Here is a 17,040-nt window from a genome sequence, read left to right on the forward strand (position 1 = left end):
AAGCCCTGCCATGCTGTCACGCGGCGTGCGCGACCGTCTTGGCCGAAGCCCGTTCGATCAGTGCGCGCAGTTCGTCGTCTTCAGCCTGGGTCAGGTCGGTCAGCGGGCTGCGGACCGGACCGGCGTCGCGGCCGACCATGCGCATGCCCGCCTTGACGATCGACACCGCATAGCCGCGGCCGCGATTGCGCAGCAGGATATAGGGCAGCACGAAATCGCGCAGGCGGTCCATCACCTCGTCGTTCCGCCCGGCGCGGACCGCGGCATAGAAGTCGAGTGCCCATTCGGGCATGAAGTTGAAGATCGCCGAGGAGTAAGTGGTGACGCCCATCGTCAGATAGGGAACGGCGAAGGTCTCGGCGGTGGGCAGGCCGCCGATATAGGTCAGCCGGTCGCCCATCCGCGCATAGATGCGGGTCATCAGCTCGATATCGCCTACGCCGTCCTTGTAGCCGACCAGATTGGGGTTGCGCTCGCAGAGCTTCGCCAGCGTCTCGTCGTTCACCACAGCGTTGTCGCGGTTATAGACGATCACGCCGAGGCCGGTGGAACGGCACACGGCTTCGATATGTTCGGCAAGCCCGTCCTGGCTCGAACCGACCAGATAGGGTGGGAGCAGGAGGAGACCGTCGGCGCCTGCGCCTTCGGCGTTGCGGGCGATGCCCGTCGCGATGGCGGTGCCATAGCCGCAGCCCGAGATAACCGGGACACCAGCCTTGCGCTCGGCAACCGCGGCGCGGACGACGGTGGTGACTTCGTCGGGGGTCAGCGAGAAGAATTCGCCGGTGCCGCCGGCGGCGAACAGGCCCGACAGCTCGTAGGACAGCATCCATGCGCAATGCGCACGATAGGCGGCTTCATCGAATGCGCCATCGGCATCGAAATGCGTGACGGGGAAAGAGAGAAGGCCGGTGCCAAGCGTGCGGGCCATTTCGGCCGGACCCATCGTCGTCACAATCTTCTCCTCAGCACCACGCCTCGTCCGGGCGAAGCCTGTTAGCTATTGTGTCGAAGGCGCATCGTCCAAACCAAAGCCGCGATGGATCGATGCACAGCTTGGCTTGATCGAGGTTGGGTCTATCCGGCGAGGAGCGGCTTCAGGGCAGTCAATGCCGGACGGGACTTGAGGTGAAGGCCGAGGATTGCCGCCGCCAACCGCTCGGATCGTGCGTGGGGCATTTTCGCCGCGGCGGTCTGGCGGTGGAACTTGGCGAGGATCTCCGCTTCGCTGCTGATCTGCTTCATCGGGTGGCGCGAGGCGATGGGGACGTGCGCGGACTCGGTGCGCCCGTCGGCCAGCTCGACGGTAACGCGGGAGCCGCGCATGCCTGCCGGAAGCGGCGCCAGCTTCGACTTTGCCGCGAGCATCGCGATCTGCGGGCTGCGCACCATCGCGTCGTCATAATGATCCAGCCACATCGATCCGCGCAGCAGTGCGTTCACACTAGCGAACTGGTAGCTGAAATTGGCGTCGGCATGCGCGTCGCGGCCGATCACGAACGGCTTGGCGACGAAGCCGGTCAGCGATCCGGCGGGATATTCGATGGTGATCGATTTCGCGGCCAGCACATCGGCCTCGCTCAGCCTTCCGGGTTCGCGCAGCGCCAGCCCCGCCTCGATCCCGCAATGCGTCGCCATGCAGGCGGGATAGGGCTTGAAATAGGCTTCGCCATGGAAGCGTTTCCCCAGGTCCGCGCTGAGGATTTCGGGCCGTGCGCAGCCGGCGGTATATTGGGCATAGAAGCCATAGGGGGCGAGCAGCGCATCGCCGATGCCAGTCCAGCCGCGCTTCGCCAGTTCGGCGGAAAGGATCGCGGCGCGCGCGACCAACCCCTGCGGCAGTTTGAAGTCGGTCGCGCCGTCCCAGATATTCTGGACCGTGCCCGCAATCTGATCGACGCAGATGCCGAATGCGTCGCGCATCTGGATCGGCGACAGCTTGAGCAGACGTCCGGCGATGGCAGTGGCGGCGATGGCGCTGAACACCGGCGCGCCGTCCCAGCCCTGTTCGAAGTCCAGCCCCGCCGCGACCAGCATCCGCGCGGCGATATCGTCGCCGATGGTGAGGGCGGCCAGCAGTTCGGGACCGGTCGCGCCTTCGCGCTCGGCAAGGGCGAGGGCGGTCATCACCGTGGTGGGCGAATGGTGCGAGGGGACCGAGGCGCGATCGATCACCACGGTCATCACTTCGAAGTCATAGGCGCGCGCGGAGACGGCGTTGAGCAGGGCGGCCTGTGCGGCGGGCAGGCGGAAGGGATAACCGATCACCGTCGCTTCGCCCTTGCCGCCGCTGTCGCGCAGCACATCGGCCAGAGCGGATGCGCGCGGGTGCACCGTGCCGCCGAATGCGCAGCCAATGGTGTCGAGCAGGCGGTGGCGGGTGGCGAGCAGCGCGGCGGGGTCGATCGCTTCGAACGGGCAAGTTGCGGCATGGGTCGCCAGCAGATCGGTGATGCCCGGCTTCTCGCCGCTGCGCCGGTTGACGAAGCTGCCGCCGGACTTAAGCAGGCTGCCGTCCTGCGGCGGCGCGTCCTGCGCCTTTGCGCCCGCTCCTATGATCGCGGCGGGTGCGATCATCGCCCCCGCGCCCAGCACTTGCCTGCGTCGCATACCACTCTCCCGATGATGCAAGCGTGCGCCGGAAACGGGCCATTGCTCTTGTCTCAAGAGGAACCGTTATGGCGCATTGCAAACCGCGATTAGGGCGCTTCGAGGCAAGCGGGCCGCGGCCGCGACCGGTTAGTGACGGACAAAACCGAAACTGATTATGGGAGGGCTATATGGCATCATCGACAAAGAACCGGACCGGCATGGGATTGCGCACGCTGCTGCTGATCAGCGCCTGCGCCATCGGCAGCGCCGCGACCCCCGCACTGGCGCAGGACGCGCCCGAGCCAGAAGCGGTTGTGGAAGCGCCCCAGGATGATGCCGCCGTCCAGCCCGGCGATATCGTCGTCACCGGATCGCGCGTCGCCCGTTCCGGCTTCAGCGCGCCGACGCCGACCACGATCATCGGATCGGAGCAGATGGAGCAGCGCGGATCGACCAACGTCGCGACCATGCTCAACGAGATCCCGTCGTTCCGCGGCACGGTGAACCCGGCCGCCAGTGGCATCCGCACCACCACGCCGGGCGCCAACTATGCCGATCTTCGCGGCCTTGGCAGCTTCCGCACGCTGACCTTGGTCGAGGGCCGCCGCTTCGTGCCGTCGGTGCCGACCGCGAGCACCAGCACGCCCTATCAGGTCGATCTGAACGCGGTGCCGTCGCTGATGGTCGATCGCGTCGAAGTGGTGACCGGTGGCGCTTCGGCGCAATGGGGTTCGGACGCGGTTTCGGGCGTGGTCAACCTGATCCTCAACACCCGGTTCGAAGGGCTGAAGGCCGAAGCGCAGTTCGGCGTTTCGGGCCATGGCGATGGTCAGGAATATCGCATCGGCGGGCTGTTCGGCACCTCGTTCGCGGGCGGCCGCGGCCATGTGACCATCGCCGGCGACTATGTGAAGAATGACGGCATCTACGACGTCTACACCCGCGATTGGGGCCGCGATCAGTATATGATCCTGACCAATCCGGGCAGCACCGTGGCCAACGGCCAGCCGCGCCAGATCATCTCCAGCAACGTCCGCTATGGCACGATCACGCCGGGCGGCCTGATCGTCGGCGTGGGCGGCGGTTCGCCCGCGAGTCTCGTCGGCACCGAATTCCTGGCCGGCGGCGTTCCCGCAGCCTTCGTGCGCGGCCAGTACGGCACGGTCACCAACGCGCTGCAGATCGGCGGCGGCAACGATACCGTCACCACCACCCGTGGCGTGACGCTGACTCCGAAGCTCGAGCGGCGCACTTTGTTCGGCCATGTCGAGTTCGAATTCTCGGACGCGGTCACCGGCTTTGCCGACCTGACCTATGGGTACAGCCGCGGCCAGTCGCAGACACTGCCGGCGCGCGATCAGGGCACTACGGTCGTCACCATCCAGCGCGACAATGCCTATCTGCCTGCATCGATCGCGGCGCAGATGCCGGTGGGCGGCACGATCCGTCTTGGCCGTATCGACTATGATCTGGGCCATGCCCGTCCCGACGTGACCAACGATCTGATCCAAGGCACGGTCGGCCTGCGTGGCGATCTGGGCGGCAGCTGGAAGTGGGACGCCCATTATTCCTACGGCGTGAACACGTACGAGCAGCACATCTACGGGATGCGCAACAAGCAGAAGTACGTCTTCGCCGCCGACGCGGTGAACAGCGGCGGGCAGATCGTGTGCCGCGCGACCATCGCGGGCCCATCGTTCAACGCGGCGGCCGCGGGCTGCGTGCCGCTCAACCTGTTCGGCAACGGATCGCCCAGCGCGGCGGCCATCGCCTATGTCACCGGCACCGTGTTCAGCCGCAATCGCTATACCCAGCATGCGGCGGCGGTGAATTTGCGCGGCGATCCCTTCTCGACCTGGGCCGGGCCGGTCTCGTTCGCGACCGGCGTCGAATATCGTAGCGAAAGCTCGACCGCGATCGTCGATCCGGTGGCGGCGGCGAACAATTGGGAATCGGGTAATGGCCTGCCCTATTCCGGTTCGTTCAACGTGCTGGAAGGCTATGCCGAGACGGTGGTGCCGCTGGCGCGCGACCTGCCCTTCGCCAAGTCGTTCGACTTCAACGCCGCGGTCCGCCACGCCGAATATAGCGGCGCGGCTGGTGGCCAGACGACGTGGAAGCTCGGCTCGACCTGGGAGCCGGTCGACGGCCTGCGCCTGCGCTTCGCACGTTCGCGCGATATCCGCGCACCAAGCCTGTTCGAACAGCGCAGCGTCACCGTGCAGGGCCTGAACGTCACCTATCTGGGCGGATCGGCATTCGTGCAGGTCAACAATACCGGCAACACCCAGCTGCAGCCCGAAAAGTCGGACACGCTGACGCTCGGCTTCGTCTGGTCGCCCAGCTTCGTGCCGCGCCTGCAATTCTCGGTCGATTATTACGACATCGCCGTGAAGGGCGCGATCGACCGAATCGGGCAGCAGAACATCATCGACCAGTGCGCCGCGGGCAACACGTCGCTCTGTTCGTATCTGCAGCTTTCGGGCGCGACGCTGGTGGGGATCAACAATCCCTATGTGAACCTGAACACGATCACGACCCGCGGCTTCGACGGTGCGCTCAGCTATCGCGCGCCGATCGACTCGATCTTCGGGGCGCCGGGTTCGATCTCATTCAACCTGTCGGGCACCTACACCACCGACATGCTGTTCGGCACGCCGGGCGCGGCGGTGGTGCAGCGCGCGGGTGAGAACAGCATCTTCAACGGCGTGTCGGGCTATGCGGTGCCAACCTTCCGCGGCAACGCATCGATCTCGCTGAACGCCGGCCGCTTCACGCTGACGCCGCAGCTGCTCTACATCAGCAGCGGCAAATATAATAACGTGTGGACCGACGTTTCGACCGCCACCAAACAGGCCGACATCAACGACAACAGCATCCCTGCCGTCGCCTATGTGAACCTCTCCTTCAGCTACGATGTTCTCGGCGAGAACCGTCTCCAGCTGTTCGGCGTGGTCAACAATCTGTTCGACAAGGATCCGCCGCCGGTGCCGAGCTTCACCTCGGGCCAGTCGGTGAATACCGTGCTGTACGATGCGGTCGGCCGCTACTTCCGCATCGGCGTTCGCGCCAAGTTCTGATTGCGCTCCAAAGGGGGAGCGTTCAGCACCCGCAGGGTCTGCCTTGACGGCAGAACCTGCGGGTGCTGTCCCTTTGTATCACTTCAAGGAGAAGCGCGTGCGTCGACCGGTCGAGGACGAGTTCGAACTTAGGAACCGCTATTCCACGATGGAGCGCGGCGAACTGGACCAGACCGTCGGGTTCCTGCTGCGCGCGGCGTGGAAGGAAGTGTCGCGCCAGTTCAACGCGTTTTTCCGCGACGCCGATTTCACGCCGGGCCTCTACACCATCATGGTGCTGGTCGATCTCAATCCGGGCTGCAATCCGGGCGACCTCGCCAAGCCGATGGGCATTTCGCAGAACAATCTGGTCGCGCATATCGACGAGCTGGTCGAGCGCGGCTTCCTGACCCGCAGCGTGCATCCGCGCGACCGGCGAGTGAAGGTGCTCAACCTCACCGATCTGGGCAAGGAAAGGCTGGCCGAGCTGCGCAAGGCGCACAAGGTGTACGAGAAGCGCATCGCCCAGCAGATCGGCAAGGACGAGATGACGCAGCTGTTGCGCATCCTCGGCAAGTTCGAGGCAGTGCCGGACTAGGTTGGGTCGGCATTAAAATCCTCCCCCGGAGGGGGAGGTGGCAGCCGCAGGCTGACGGAGGGGGAACACCACAGGCGATATCGCTTGGGGCAAGCCCCCTCCACCGCTTCGCGGTCCCCCTCCCCCTCCCCCTCCCCCTCCAGGGGAGGATTGGCCTAGATGCCCGCGATTGCTGTCGCACGATAGCTGCGTGGCGAGGCGCCGAAGCGTTCGCGGAACAGCCGGCTGAAGTGCGACGAGCTGTTGAAGCCCCATGAGAAGGCGATGTCGGTGATCGGACGTCCGGCCTCGGCGGACAGGTCCTGACGGCAGCGCTCGAGCCGCAGGCCCCAGATATGCGACGCGATGGTCTCGCCGCTGTCGCTGAACGCCTTGTGGACATAGCGCTTGGTGCAGTTGAGCGCGCCTGCGACGCGATCGACCGACAGTTCGGGATCGGCGAGGTTGCGCGCGATATAGGCCTGGGCGCGGGCGAGCAGCGCGTGGCGCGAGCTGAGGCCCCGCTGGCGGTCGCGATTCTCCCATGCGGCCGAGCGGACGAGCTGGAGCGCGATGCGCGAAATCTCGTCGCCCTGTGCGGAGTCGATCGTGTCGGCGGCGTCGGCGAGCGAGGCGAGGAAGGTGCCGGCAACGCGGCCCATGCCCGATCCGCCCATGCTGCGCCCCGCCGCCCGGGTCAGTTCCAGCGTGCGTGACCAGCCGGATTCGGCTTCCTCGCCATGCAGCAGCAGGATCGCGCCTTCATGGGCGGTTTCCAGTTCCAGCCGGGGGCCGGGGACGACCGCCCAGTCGAGCGCTTCCAGCTTCACCGCACCGTTGCGCCAGGCGACGGCGCTGCTGCCGCTGCGCTGAAGCACCAGCGCGCCGCTGCGCGGGATCGACACGGTCAGCATGCGGGCGGCGCGGCCGAGCGCCAGGCTTTCCATCTGGACGCGCCCGAAGCGGCGGCGCTGCGGCGGAAACTCGCTCGCCCCGGATGCTTGCCGCTCCGGAATGACTGAAATCGCCTGTGCCATGTCGACCTCTCCTGCCGCTCGCTGTGCGAGTCATATTATGTATGTAATATACATATTCTGTCGTATATACATATCCAGTGTCAACCGGGTGCGGATTGCCGCGGTTTCGGGACGGCGAATGTTCGTCGTCAGGCAAGTCTGAAGGCGCGGCCGCGTTCAAAAAGGCGGGGCAACACAAGATACCGAAAGAGACGATGGCACTTTTCCCCGACACGCCGATGTTCCGCGGACCGAACCGGCCGCAGCGTATCGAGGCGGATATCTATGAGCTGGAATATGAGGGGGTGATCCCCGAGGCGATCCGCGGCGCCTTTTACCGCTGCGGTCCGGACCCGCTGTTCCCGCCGCGTGCGGGCACCGATATCGGCATCAACGGCGACGGCTTCGTCTCGCAATTCCTGTTCGACGACGGCCATGTCGATTTCCGCCTGCGCTTCGTGCGGACCGACAAGTTCCTGGCCGAGCGCAAGGCGCGCGAGGCGCTGTTCGGATCGTACCGCAATCCCTTCACCGACGATCCGAGCGTCGCGGGGGTGGATCGCACCACCGCCAACACCGCGATCGCCTGGTATGACGGCCGCCTGCTCGCGCTGAAGGAAGACGGGCTGCCGCACGAGCTGGACCCGTTCACGCTGGAGACTTTGGGCAAGTTCGATTTCGGCGGCGCGCTGCGCACCCCGATGGTTACCGCGCATCCCAAGGTCGATCCGGCGACCGGCGACTGGCTGTTCTACGGCTTCGAATGCGGCGGGCTGGCCACGCTCGACGCGTCCTTCTGCGTCGGCGCTCCGGACGGCACATTGACGCATGAGGAATGGTTCAAGCTGCCCTATGCGGCGATGATCCATGATTTCGCGGTGACCGAGAATTACGCGATCTTCCCGATCATGCCGACCGTGTCGGATATCGAGCGGATGCGCCGTGGCGGCGATCACTGGGCATGGGATCCGTCGCTGCCGACCTGGATCGGCGTGCTGCCGCGGGGCGGCACGGCTGCGGACATCCGCTATTTCCGCGGGCCCGCGCGCTGGTCGTTCCACACGATGAACGCGTTCGAAGAGGGGCGGCTGATCCATCTCGACACGACCGCCGCGCCGACCAACGCCTTTTTCCCCAATGTCGACGGGTCGCGGCCCAGGCCGAGCGAAGGCGACTTTCATCTGACGCGCTGGACGTGCGATCTGGCGGGCAATGAGGACGAGTTCACCGAGCGGCGCCTGTTCGACCTGCCGAGCGATTTCTACGATGTCGATCCGACCGTGGTCGGCCGCCCCTATCGCTATGGCTTCATGGCGGTGAAGGCCACCGATCGCCCCGCCAACAGCATCGGCGCGCCGCATCCGTTCAACGCGCTGGGCAAGATCGACGTGACCAGCGGCGAGACCGAGCTGTGGTATGCCGGGCCCGAAAGCGCGGTGCAGGAGCCGGTGTTCGTGCGGCGCAGCGAGGATGCTGCGGAAGGCGACGGCTATCTGCTGGCGGTGGTCAACCGGCTGGCCGAGCGCACCAGCGAGCTGGCGATCCTCGATACCGCGAAACTGGCCGATGGGCCGGTTGCGCGTATCTATGTGCCGCTGCACCTGCGCATGGCGTTCCACGGCATGTTCATTTCTGCGGACGATCTGGCCGGTGCGCGCCGCCCGCAGGAGTTGGCAGCATGACCCTGGTCCAGAGCTTCGACGGGGTTCGCCTCGCGGTCGTCGATGAAGGCGAAGGCGTGCCGGTGCTGATGGCGCACAGCCTGGGCGCCGATCATCGCATCTGGGATCCGGTCGCGGCCGAGCTGCGCACCGCGGGCTTCCGCACGATCCGCTATGACCTGCGCGGGCATGGCGCATCGGACGTGCCGGACGGACCTTATGACGTGGCGATGTTCGGCAAGGACATGGTGGCGATCCTCGACGCGCTGGGCATTGCCCGCGCGCATGCGGTCGGCCTGTCGGTCGGCGGGATGGCGGCGATGTGGCTGGCGGTGAACGCGCCCGATCGCGTCGACCGGCTCGTGCTGGCCAACACCACGCCGTTCATTCCGGTCAAGGATCGCTGGGACCCGCTGATCGCCGAAGCGCTGGATGCGGGACTCGACGGAATCGCCAAGCCGATGATCCTCGGCTGGCTGTCGGCGGGGTTCAAGGCGGAGCAGCCGGACGCTGCGGTCGGTCTCGTCAACGCGATGCTGCACATGCCGCCCGCGGGCTTTGCCGGGACCTGCGCGATCCTGCGCGACGTCGATCTGCGCGCGGACCTGTCGCGCATCGCTGCGCCTACGCTGGTGGTGCATGGCGTGGAGGACGAGCGCGGCGTGCCCGCATCCGCCGCCCTCGTTTCGCACATTGCCGGTGCGGTCCGTGCCGACATAGCTGACGCTGCCCATCTGTCGCCCGCGGAAAATCCGGGGCAGGTGGCGCGGGCGATACTGGAGTTCCTCGCATGACCGCCGCGACTGCCACCCCCGACGAACGCGACTGGACCGTCACCAGCGGCTGGACGCTCGGCCTGCTGACCGTGATCTATGCGCTCAACTATCTCGACCGGCAGATCCTCAGCCTGGTGCTGCCGCTGATCAAGGCCGAGCTGCACGTGTCGGACACGATGCTCGGGCTCGTCACCGGCTTTGCGTTCGTGCTGTTCTATTCGCTGATGGGTATTCCCATCGCGCGGTTGGCCGACCGCTCGAACCGGCGCAACATCATCGCCATCGGCTGCGCTTTCTGGAGCGCGATGACGATGGTGACCGGCCTCGTCACCTCGGTGTGGCAGCTGGCCGTCACCCGCTTCATGATGGGTGCGGGCGAGGCGTGCGGGATCGCGCCGAGCAATTCGATGATCGCCGACATCTTCAGCGCGGCGAAGCGCCCGCTGGCGCTGTCGATCATGACCGCGGGCAACGGCCTCGGCTCGCTGCTGCTGTTCCCGATCGTCGGCTGGATCGCGCTCCATTATGGCTGGCGCTGGACCTTTTATGTCGCGGGCGCGGCGGGGATTATCGTTGCGCTGATCTTCTTCCTGACCGTGCGCGAACCGGTGCGGCGCGACGCGAAGCCGCTGATCCGGCGCGAGACGTTCAAGGAAGCGATGGCCTTCCTTGCCGGATCGCGCGCCTATCTGTGGATCCTTGCCGGCGGCGCGTTTATGGGCGTCAGCCTCTATGCCAACATCGTGTGGAACTCGAGCTTCCTCGTCCGCGTGCATGGCTTCAACATGGCCGAGATCGGATCGACGCTGGGGCCGATCCGCGGCATCGCCAGTGCGGCGGGCGTGGTGCTGGGCGGCATGCTCGTGTCGAAGCTGGGCGCACGCGATGCGCGGCTGCGGCTGATCGTGCCGGGCATCGCCTGTATCCTGGTGCTGCCCGCCGAGGTCCTGTTCCTGCTGCCGAGCGATCCGACGATCTCGCTGATCGGCCTCGCGCTGGCGACCTTCCTGTCCGCCGTGCATCTGGGCCCGGTCTATGCCGCGTGCATGAGCCTGGTCCCGCCGGGGCTGCGTGCCACGGCGTGCGCGGTGTTCCTGTTCGTCGCCAATCTGGTCGGCCAGATCATCGGGCCGCTGCTGGTCGGTGCGCTGAACGATCACTGGGCGTCGCTCTATGGCGATCTGGCGATCCGTTATTCGATGATGGTCGGGGCAAGCTGTGCCACCGTCGCGGGCGTGTTCCTGATCTTCTCGGCCCGCCACTTCGCCAATGACACACGCCGCGCCGAAGCGGCCTGATCCCCCAGGAGAGTATCATGACCACCGACACGTCCGTCCTCGGCGAGGACTATCAGCCGATCTCGCTGATCGGGCTCGAATTCGCCTTCCGCATCCGCATCTATTTCGCCGAGCGCCGCAAGTTCGAGCCGACCACGCCGATGGGTGGCCGCGTCTATGTGCCGCCGCTTTCGGGCGATATTTCGGGGCCGCGGCTTCAGGGCCGGGTGATCCCGCACAGCGGCGGCGACTGGGCACGCGGGCGCAGCGACAATGCGGCCGAGCTGAACGCGCATTACATGCTGGAAGCATCGGACGGCACGCCGATCTACATCAACAATCGCGGCTTCCTGTACGGACGCGACGATGCCGGTTTGCCGGTGAAGGTCGCCAACAAGACGCAGGAAAACCTGGCCGAAGGCGCCGAGACCAGCTGGAAGATTGCGCCGGACACCTATTTCTTCTGCATCCCGGCATTCGATGCCCCGGTCGGCCCGCATGACTGGCTGACCCGCCACGTCTTTATCGGCCGCGGCCGCCGGGTGCCCAGCCCGGATCATACCTGCTTCGACTATTATATCGTCGATAACGCCTGACCATGGGCACGCAGATCGACCGGCGCGGGTTTCTCGGCAGTGCGACGCTGGCCGCGACGCTCGCGGCTTCGGCCCGGGCCGGTGCCCGGCCGGTGGTGGCGGATGCGCCGTCGGTCACCGGCCGACTCGTCGATTTCGCGCTGAAGACCCGGTTCGAGAATCTGCCGGCCGCGGTGGTGCATGAGTGCCGCCGCTATGTCCTCGACGCGCTGGGTTGCGGGGTGGCGGGGCATCTCACTGCCAAAGGCCGCCTTGCCGCCGCTCATGCCGCGGCGATGGGCGGGCGTGGGCAGCCGGGACGGATATTGGGCAGCATGGCGCGGACCGATCTGGCGCATGCCGCCTTTGCCAATGGCGAGCTGATCAATGCGTTGGATTATGACGCGATCCCGCATGTGCCGCCCTTCCTGCTGCCGCCGCTGCTGGCGGTTGCGGGGCGCGAGGGTTCGTCGGGTCGCGAGCTGATCCGCGCGGTCGCGGTCGGCACCGAGATCGCGCTGCGGCTCGAACGCGGCACCAGCCGGATGGGCGCCTCGATCGCCGCCACCGGCAAGACGCCCGACGTGTTCGGCATCTGCAATGCCAGCATCGTCGCGGCGGCGGTCGGCTGCGCGATGCTGCTCAAGCTGGACGCGACGCGCACCGCCAATGCGCTGGGCCTCGCCGCCTATTTCTGCGCGGTGCCGTCCAGCCATGCGTGGGAGACGCGGGCACCCAAATCGATGGTGAAATACTCGCCCGTCGGCGTCAGCTGCCAGAATGCGGTGACCGCGGCGCTGCTGGCGGCCAGCGGCTATACCGGCGATCCGGTTGCGCTCGATGGACCCGCCGGTTTTCCCTTGTTCTTCGCCGGTCTGCAATGGGACGATGCCGCGGTGATCGCGGGCCTCGGCGAGCGCTGGGGCATTGTCGGCACGCAGTACAAGCCGCATGCCTGTTGCCGCTTCACCCATGCCGAGGTCGATTGCCTTCAGGCGCTGGTGGCCGAACATGCGATCCGCGCGGACGGGATCGCCGCCATCCATTCGCTGGGCATTCCCTTCGTCGCCAATCCCGACATGACCGTGGTGCGCACGCAGGAAGATGCGCAGTTCAGCACCCATTATGTGCTGGCGCTCGCCGCGCTCGGCATCCCGCTCGACGCGCGCTGTCAGGATCCGGCGCTGTTCACCGATCCGCGCATCACCGGGCTGATGGCGCGGACCACGCGCGACGTGCATCCCGAGGCGCTGACCGCGCGGCGGAGCGATCCGTCGAGCTATCTCGCCCGCGTCGAAGTGACGATGAAGGACGGCCGCAAGCTGGTTCAGGAAACGCGCTATCCGCGCGGCACGGTGAAGCCCGGATTCGAGATTCCCGACGCCGAGCTGGTCGCGAAATGCCGCGCCAATCTGGAGACCGGGCTGAGCGCAACGAAAGCTGCCCGCGCGCTGGAGATGATGACCGCGCTCAACCGGCTGGACGATGTCGGAACGCTGCTCGCCCAACTGGGCTAAACCACGGATACGCTAGCGGAAGGTATTGTTGCGCAAGGACCTTTTCCTGCGCCGATGCTGCGCGCCCTGCAACCTTCGCCAGAGTGAAGAAAAGGCCAAACGCGCCTGCTGCTAGCGTATTGCCAAACCCCAAGTAACTTGTATAACCGAACCTACAAGATAAAGATGGGGAGGGTTGGAATGGTTCGCACTCGCGTTGCTGGCGTCGCGCTGGCGCTGTGTCTCACCGCTTATGCTGCACAGGCTCAGGCGCAGAATGCCGCCGATGACAGTGCGCAGGATGAAGGCGGCGTCGTCGAAATCGTCGTCACCGCGCAGAAGCGCGTCCAGGGTCTTGCCGAAGTTCCGATCTCGATCAGCGTGGTCAGCGGCGAGCAGCTCGAGCGTTCGGGCGTGAGCCGGGTCGAGGATCTCTACGCGATCGCACCCTCGCTTTCCTTCTCGCCCGCCCAGTCCTCGTCGGGCGCCGGCTTGCGCATCCGCGGCGTCGGCAGCGCGGCGTTCGGTTCGGCGACCGAGCCTTCGGTCTCGACCATCGTCGATGGCATGGTGACCGGCCCCGGCGGATCGGCGCTGGTCGATCTGTTCGACGTCGAGCGGATCGAGGTGCTGCGCGGCCCGCAGGGGACCTTGTTCGGCAAGAATTCGTCGGCGGGCGCGGTCAACATCGTCAGCCGCGGACCGACCGAGGATTTCTCGGGTTATGCCAATGTCCGCTATGGCGACACGCTTCAGGAGATCCGCGTCGAGGGCGCGGTCGGCGGCCGGATCGGCAATGGCGCGAAGGTGCGCGTGGCCGGTTACATGCTCGATCAGGGTAAGGGGCAGGTCTATAATCCCGTCCGCAAGACCGACGAGAACAAGCGCAAGCGCTGGGGCACCCGCCTGACCGGCGAGTTCGAGAGCGGCACCACGACCTTCCGCCTGACTGCGCAATATGAGGAGCAGAACAACGCCTGTTGCCGCACCTCATTCTATGGCCTCGATCCGCGTGCCTATGGTGCGCTGACCCGCCTCTATCTGCTGCCGCGCCAGGCCGCGAACGGCGTGGTGCCCGGGCCGAACAACCGCATCTCGATCGCGGACGGCCCGCTGAACGAGCGGACCCAGACGCTGCAGATCGTCGGCAATGTCAGCCATGAGTTCGACAGCGGCCTGACCTTGCGCTCGATCACCGGCTATCGCAGCTGGTACGAAGTCGACACGATCGACGTGGACGGCGTGGACGTGAACATCGGCAACGATCCGCGCCAGCAGCGCGATCTGCAGGTGGTCAGCCAGGAACTGCAGCTGGTCTCGCCCGATCGCGGCGCTTTCAAATGGGTGATCGGCGCCTATTTCTACAGCCATGTGCTGAAGGGCAACACCGTCACCGCGGGCGGCGTCGGCACCATCCTGGGCCAGACCTCGACCCGCGGCATCGGCCGGACCAAGACCAGCAACTATGCGCTGTTCGCCGACGGCACGCTCGAACTCGGCACCATGTTCGAACTCTTCGCGGGTGTGCGTGGGCTGTACGAGGACCTGAAGGTCGACAGTTATCGCAGCGGCAATTATTTCGCGTTCACGGCGGGCACGTTCCAGGGATCGATCGCGACCGACGACACCAACTGGGTCGGCCGCGCCGGCATCCGCTTCACCCCCGCGCCGCGCCAGAGCTTCTATTTCTCGGTCTCGCGCGGATACAAGGGCCGGGCGATCGACAACAACACCGGCAACGTCTTCTACAACAATCCGACGCGCGCGGTGCTGAACCCGGAAACGGTGCTGTCGTTCGAACTGGGCGCGCGCACCAGCTGGTTCCGCAATCGCCTGGTGGTCAATGCGACGGCTTTCTACAGCGATTTCAGCAACTATCAGGCATCGTCGTTCGACAATGTCACCTCGTCGCAGATCCTGCGCAACGCAGGCAAGCTGCGCAGCCAGGGCTTCGAGGCGGATATCGCGGCGAACCCGTGGAAGGGCGGCAATTTCTCGGTCGGCCTCGCTTATGTCGATGCGATCTACAAGGAATATGTCGGCGCGCCGTGCACCAGCGTACAGACCGCGACCGCGACCTGCCCGGTGGGTGGGCAGAACCTGTCGGGCAAGCCGCTGAGCAACAATCCCAAGTGGCAGTATAACCTGCGCGGCCAGCAGGATTTCGAGCTGGGCGGCGGTACGGCCTTCTATGTCCGCGGCGAATATAACTGGCGCGACGCGGTGATCTATGGCGGCGACCTCAACCCGGCCACGCGGCAGGCGGCGTTCGGCGTGGCGAACTTCCGCGCGGGCGTGACCTTCGCCGGCGGCAAGTATGAGCTGTCGGGCTTTGTCGAAAACGCATTCGACGAAAGCTATGCGCTGCGTATCTATGACTCGCCGGGCTTCACCGGATCCTACTCGGCCTTTTTCGGTCCGGCGCGGACCTGGGGCGGCGAACTGCGCGTGAAGTTCTGAGCGGAGAGGGTGACATGCTGGACAAGGATTTTGCGATGACGAGGCGGACCCTGCTCGGTGCGACGGCGGCGGCGGGCATGGCCGCCGCCGGCCCGGCGCTGGGCGCAATCGCCGAGCGGCCCAGCCGGGTGCGCCACTATGTGCTGGCGACGCACGACATGAACTTCGTGTGCGACCAGATCTACGAAGTGCTGGGCCTGCCCGCGACGCCCAAGAAGGAAGGGCCGGGCGTCACCGAGAAATACGGCTTCTACTCGACCATGATGCGCGTCGGCACGACGATGATCGAAGTCGTCCAACCGGTGAATGCCGATCACCACCTCAACAAATGGTTCGACGAGCGGGGCGGCGACGGCGGATACATGGTCGTGATGCAGACCTATGACGCCGATGCGCTGAAGGCCCGTGCGGCGGCCGAGAACCTCAAGCTGACCCGCGACATGCCGTTCATGGGCCAGCACATGATCCAGTTCGATTACAAGCATTTCGGCACGCATTTCGAACTCTACAAATATACGCCCGAGGACAATTGGTGGGGCAACCCGCTGACCGGTCCCTATTCGGATGCGCGCGTCGTATCCGACGTGATCGGATGCGAAGTCGCGGTCGAGAATCCGGAGGCCATCGCGGCGCAGGCGGCGCGGCTGTTCCTGGGGCGTCAGGAGGGGACCAAGGTCCACTTCACCGATCGCACCGTCAGCTTCGTCGAGTCCAAGGGCCAGTGGCGTGGCCTTACCGCGCTCGACCTCAAGGCGCGCGAGCCGGCGCGCGTGGGCGACTGGGCGCGTATCGGCGGCGTCAAGTTCCGGCTGGTTTGAGGGTTATGAGCATGAGCGAGAAACCTCACGTCATCCGCCACTATGTGCTGGCCAGCCCCGACATCGACGCGGTGTCGGCGCAGATCCAGTCGTTCCTGAAAGTGCCGCAGGGGCATCGCCACGATATGGGCGCGATCCTGGGCTTCCGGAACGAGATGATGATGATCGGCCAGACGATGTTCGAATTCGTCCAGCCGGTGAAGCCCGATCATCGCCTGCATCGCTGGTTCAAGGAACATGGCGGCGAAGGCGGCTATATGATCGTGCTGCAGACTTTCGACGCCGAGGCGTTCCGCGCGCGTTCGACGGCCGAAAAATTGCGCCTGACGCGCGACATGCAGTTCCGCGGTCAGGACATGATCCAGTTCGATCCGAAGCGTTTCGGCACGCATTTCGAGACCTATCAATACTCGCTGCCCAATGGCTGGTGGGGCGACCCCGTCGGCCGCAAGTACGAGAAGAGCGCAGCTGCGTCGGAGATCGTCGCGGCCGAGGTTTCGGTCGATGCCGCCCCCCCGGCCGAGATCGCGGCACAGATCGGGCGGCTGTTCCTGTCGCCGGTCTCGGGCAGCGACGTGAAGTTCGTCGACAAGACGGTGCGCTTCCGCCGCGCGACCGGGCGCACCGGCCTGACTGCGCTCGATTTCAAGGCGATCGATCGCAAGTCGGCAGGCAAGACCGCCACGATCTGCAATATGGAATTCCGGCTGGTCTGAACCGGCGGGGAGAGGAC

General features: G+C 65.8%; 13 protein-coding genes. 10 read left to right on the forward strand and 3 right to left on the reverse strand.

The window, feature by feature from the left end; translation table 11 throughout:
- Positions 1-16: 16 nt before the first annotated feature.
- Together kdgD and P1X14_RS09020 are read right to left on the reverse strand one after the other, a co-directional pair.
- Entirely contained in the window at positions 17-946 is a 930-nt protein-coding gene (gene kdgD, locus P1X14_RS09015) for a 5-dehydro-4-deoxyglucarate dehydratase (protein ID WP_277315042.1), read from the reverse strand.
- Positions 947-1,077: 131 nt separating this feature from the next.
- The gene (locus P1X14_RS09020) at positions 1,078-2,610 is read right to left on the reverse strand and encodes an MmgE/PrpD family protein (protein WP_277315009.1); all 1,533 of its coding nucleotides are present in this window, start codon (positions 2,608-2,610) and stop codon (positions 1,078-1,080) included.
- Between the two features lie 170 nt (positions 2,611-2,780).
- Between P1X14_RS09020 and P1X14_RS09025 the strand changes: the two genes are divergently transcribed.
- Together P1X14_RS09025 and P1X14_RS09030 are read left to right on the forward strand one after the other, a co-directional pair.
- A complete protein-coding gene (locus tag P1X14_RS09025) occupies positions 2,781-5,672 on the forward strand; it encodes a TonB-dependent receptor (protein ID WP_277315010.1) in 2,892 nt (963 codons plus the stop codon).
- A gap of 97 nt (positions 5,673-5,769) precedes the next feature.
- The gene (locus P1X14_RS09030; protein ID WP_277315011.1) at positions 5,770-6,249 is read left to right on the forward strand and encodes a MarR family transcriptional regulator; all 480 of its coding nucleotides are present in this window, start codon (positions 5,770-5,772) and stop codon (positions 6,247-6,249) included.
- Between the two features lie 155 nt (positions 6,250-6,404).
- On the opposite strand, the gene P1X14_RS09035 is transcribed toward P1X14_RS09030, so the two are convergent.
- On the reverse strand, positions 6,405-7,265 hold the full coding sequence (locus P1X14_RS09035; protein ID WP_277315012.1) for a helix-turn-helix domain-containing protein: 861 nt from the start codon (positions 7,263-7,265) through the stop codon (positions 6,405-6,407).
- A gap of 194 nt (positions 7,266-7,459) precedes the next feature.
- On the opposite strand from P1X14_RS09035, the gene P1X14_RS09040 reads away from it, so the two are divergent.
- From P1X14_RS09040 to P1X14_RS09075, 8 genes are all read left to right on the forward strand, one after another.
- On the forward strand, positions 7,460-8,926 hold the full coding sequence (locus P1X14_RS09040) for a carotenoid oxygenase family protein (protein WP_277315013.1): 1,467 nt from the start codon (positions 7,460-7,462) through the stop codon (positions 8,924-8,926).
- Positions 8,923-9,699: an alpha/beta fold hydrolase gene (locus P1X14_RS09045; RefSeq protein WP_277315014.1), complete on the forward strand. Its 777-nt coding sequence runs from the start codon at positions 8,923-8,925 to the stop codon at positions 9,697-9,699. Before P1X14_RS09040 ends, P1X14_RS09045 begins: the two co-directional genes overlap by 4 nt.
- A complete protein-coding gene (locus P1X14_RS09050) occupies positions 9,696-10,979 on the forward strand; it encodes an MFS transporter (RefSeq protein WP_277315015.1) in 1,284 nt (427 codons plus the stop codon). Before P1X14_RS09045 ends, P1X14_RS09050 begins: the two co-directional genes overlap by 4 nt.
- 17 nt (positions 10,980-10,996) lie before the next feature.
- The gene (locus P1X14_RS09055) at positions 10,997-11,554 is read left to right on the forward strand and encodes a DUF3237 domain-containing protein (protein ID WP_277315016.1); all 558 of its coding nucleotides are present in this window, start codon (positions 10,997-10,999) and stop codon (positions 11,552-11,554) included.
- A 2-nt stretch (positions 11,555-11,556) separates the two neighbouring features.
- Entirely contained in the window at positions 11,557-13,050 is a 1,494-nt protein-coding gene (locus P1X14_RS09060; RefSeq protein ID WP_277315017.1) for an MmgE/PrpD family protein, read from the forward strand.
- A 180-nt stretch (positions 13,051-13,230) separates the two neighbouring features.
- Positions 13,231-15,489, forward strand: coding sequence for a TonB-dependent receptor (locus P1X14_RS09065; protein WP_277315018.1), 2,259 nt, complete (start codon positions 13,231-13,233; stop codon positions 15,487-15,489).
- A 14-nt stretch (positions 15,490-15,503) separates the two neighbouring features.
- Complete coding sequence (locus P1X14_RS09070; protein ID WP_277315020.1) at positions 15,504-16,307, forward strand: VOC family protein; 804 nt, start codon at positions 15,504-15,506, stop codon at positions 16,305-16,307.
- Positions 16,308-16,318: 11 nt separating this feature from the next.
- On the forward strand, positions 16,319-17,023 hold the full coding sequence (locus tag P1X14_RS09075; protein ID WP_277315021.1) for a VOC family protein: 705 nt from the start codon (positions 16,319-16,321) through the stop codon (positions 17,021-17,023).
- Positions 17,024-17,040 lie beyond the last annotated feature (17 nt).

The sequence above is a fragment of the Sphingomonas sp. AOB5 genome, assembly GCF_029433115.1.
Lineage (GTDB): Bacteria > Pseudomonadota > Alphaproteobacteria > Sphingomonadales > Sphingomonadaceae > Sphingomonas.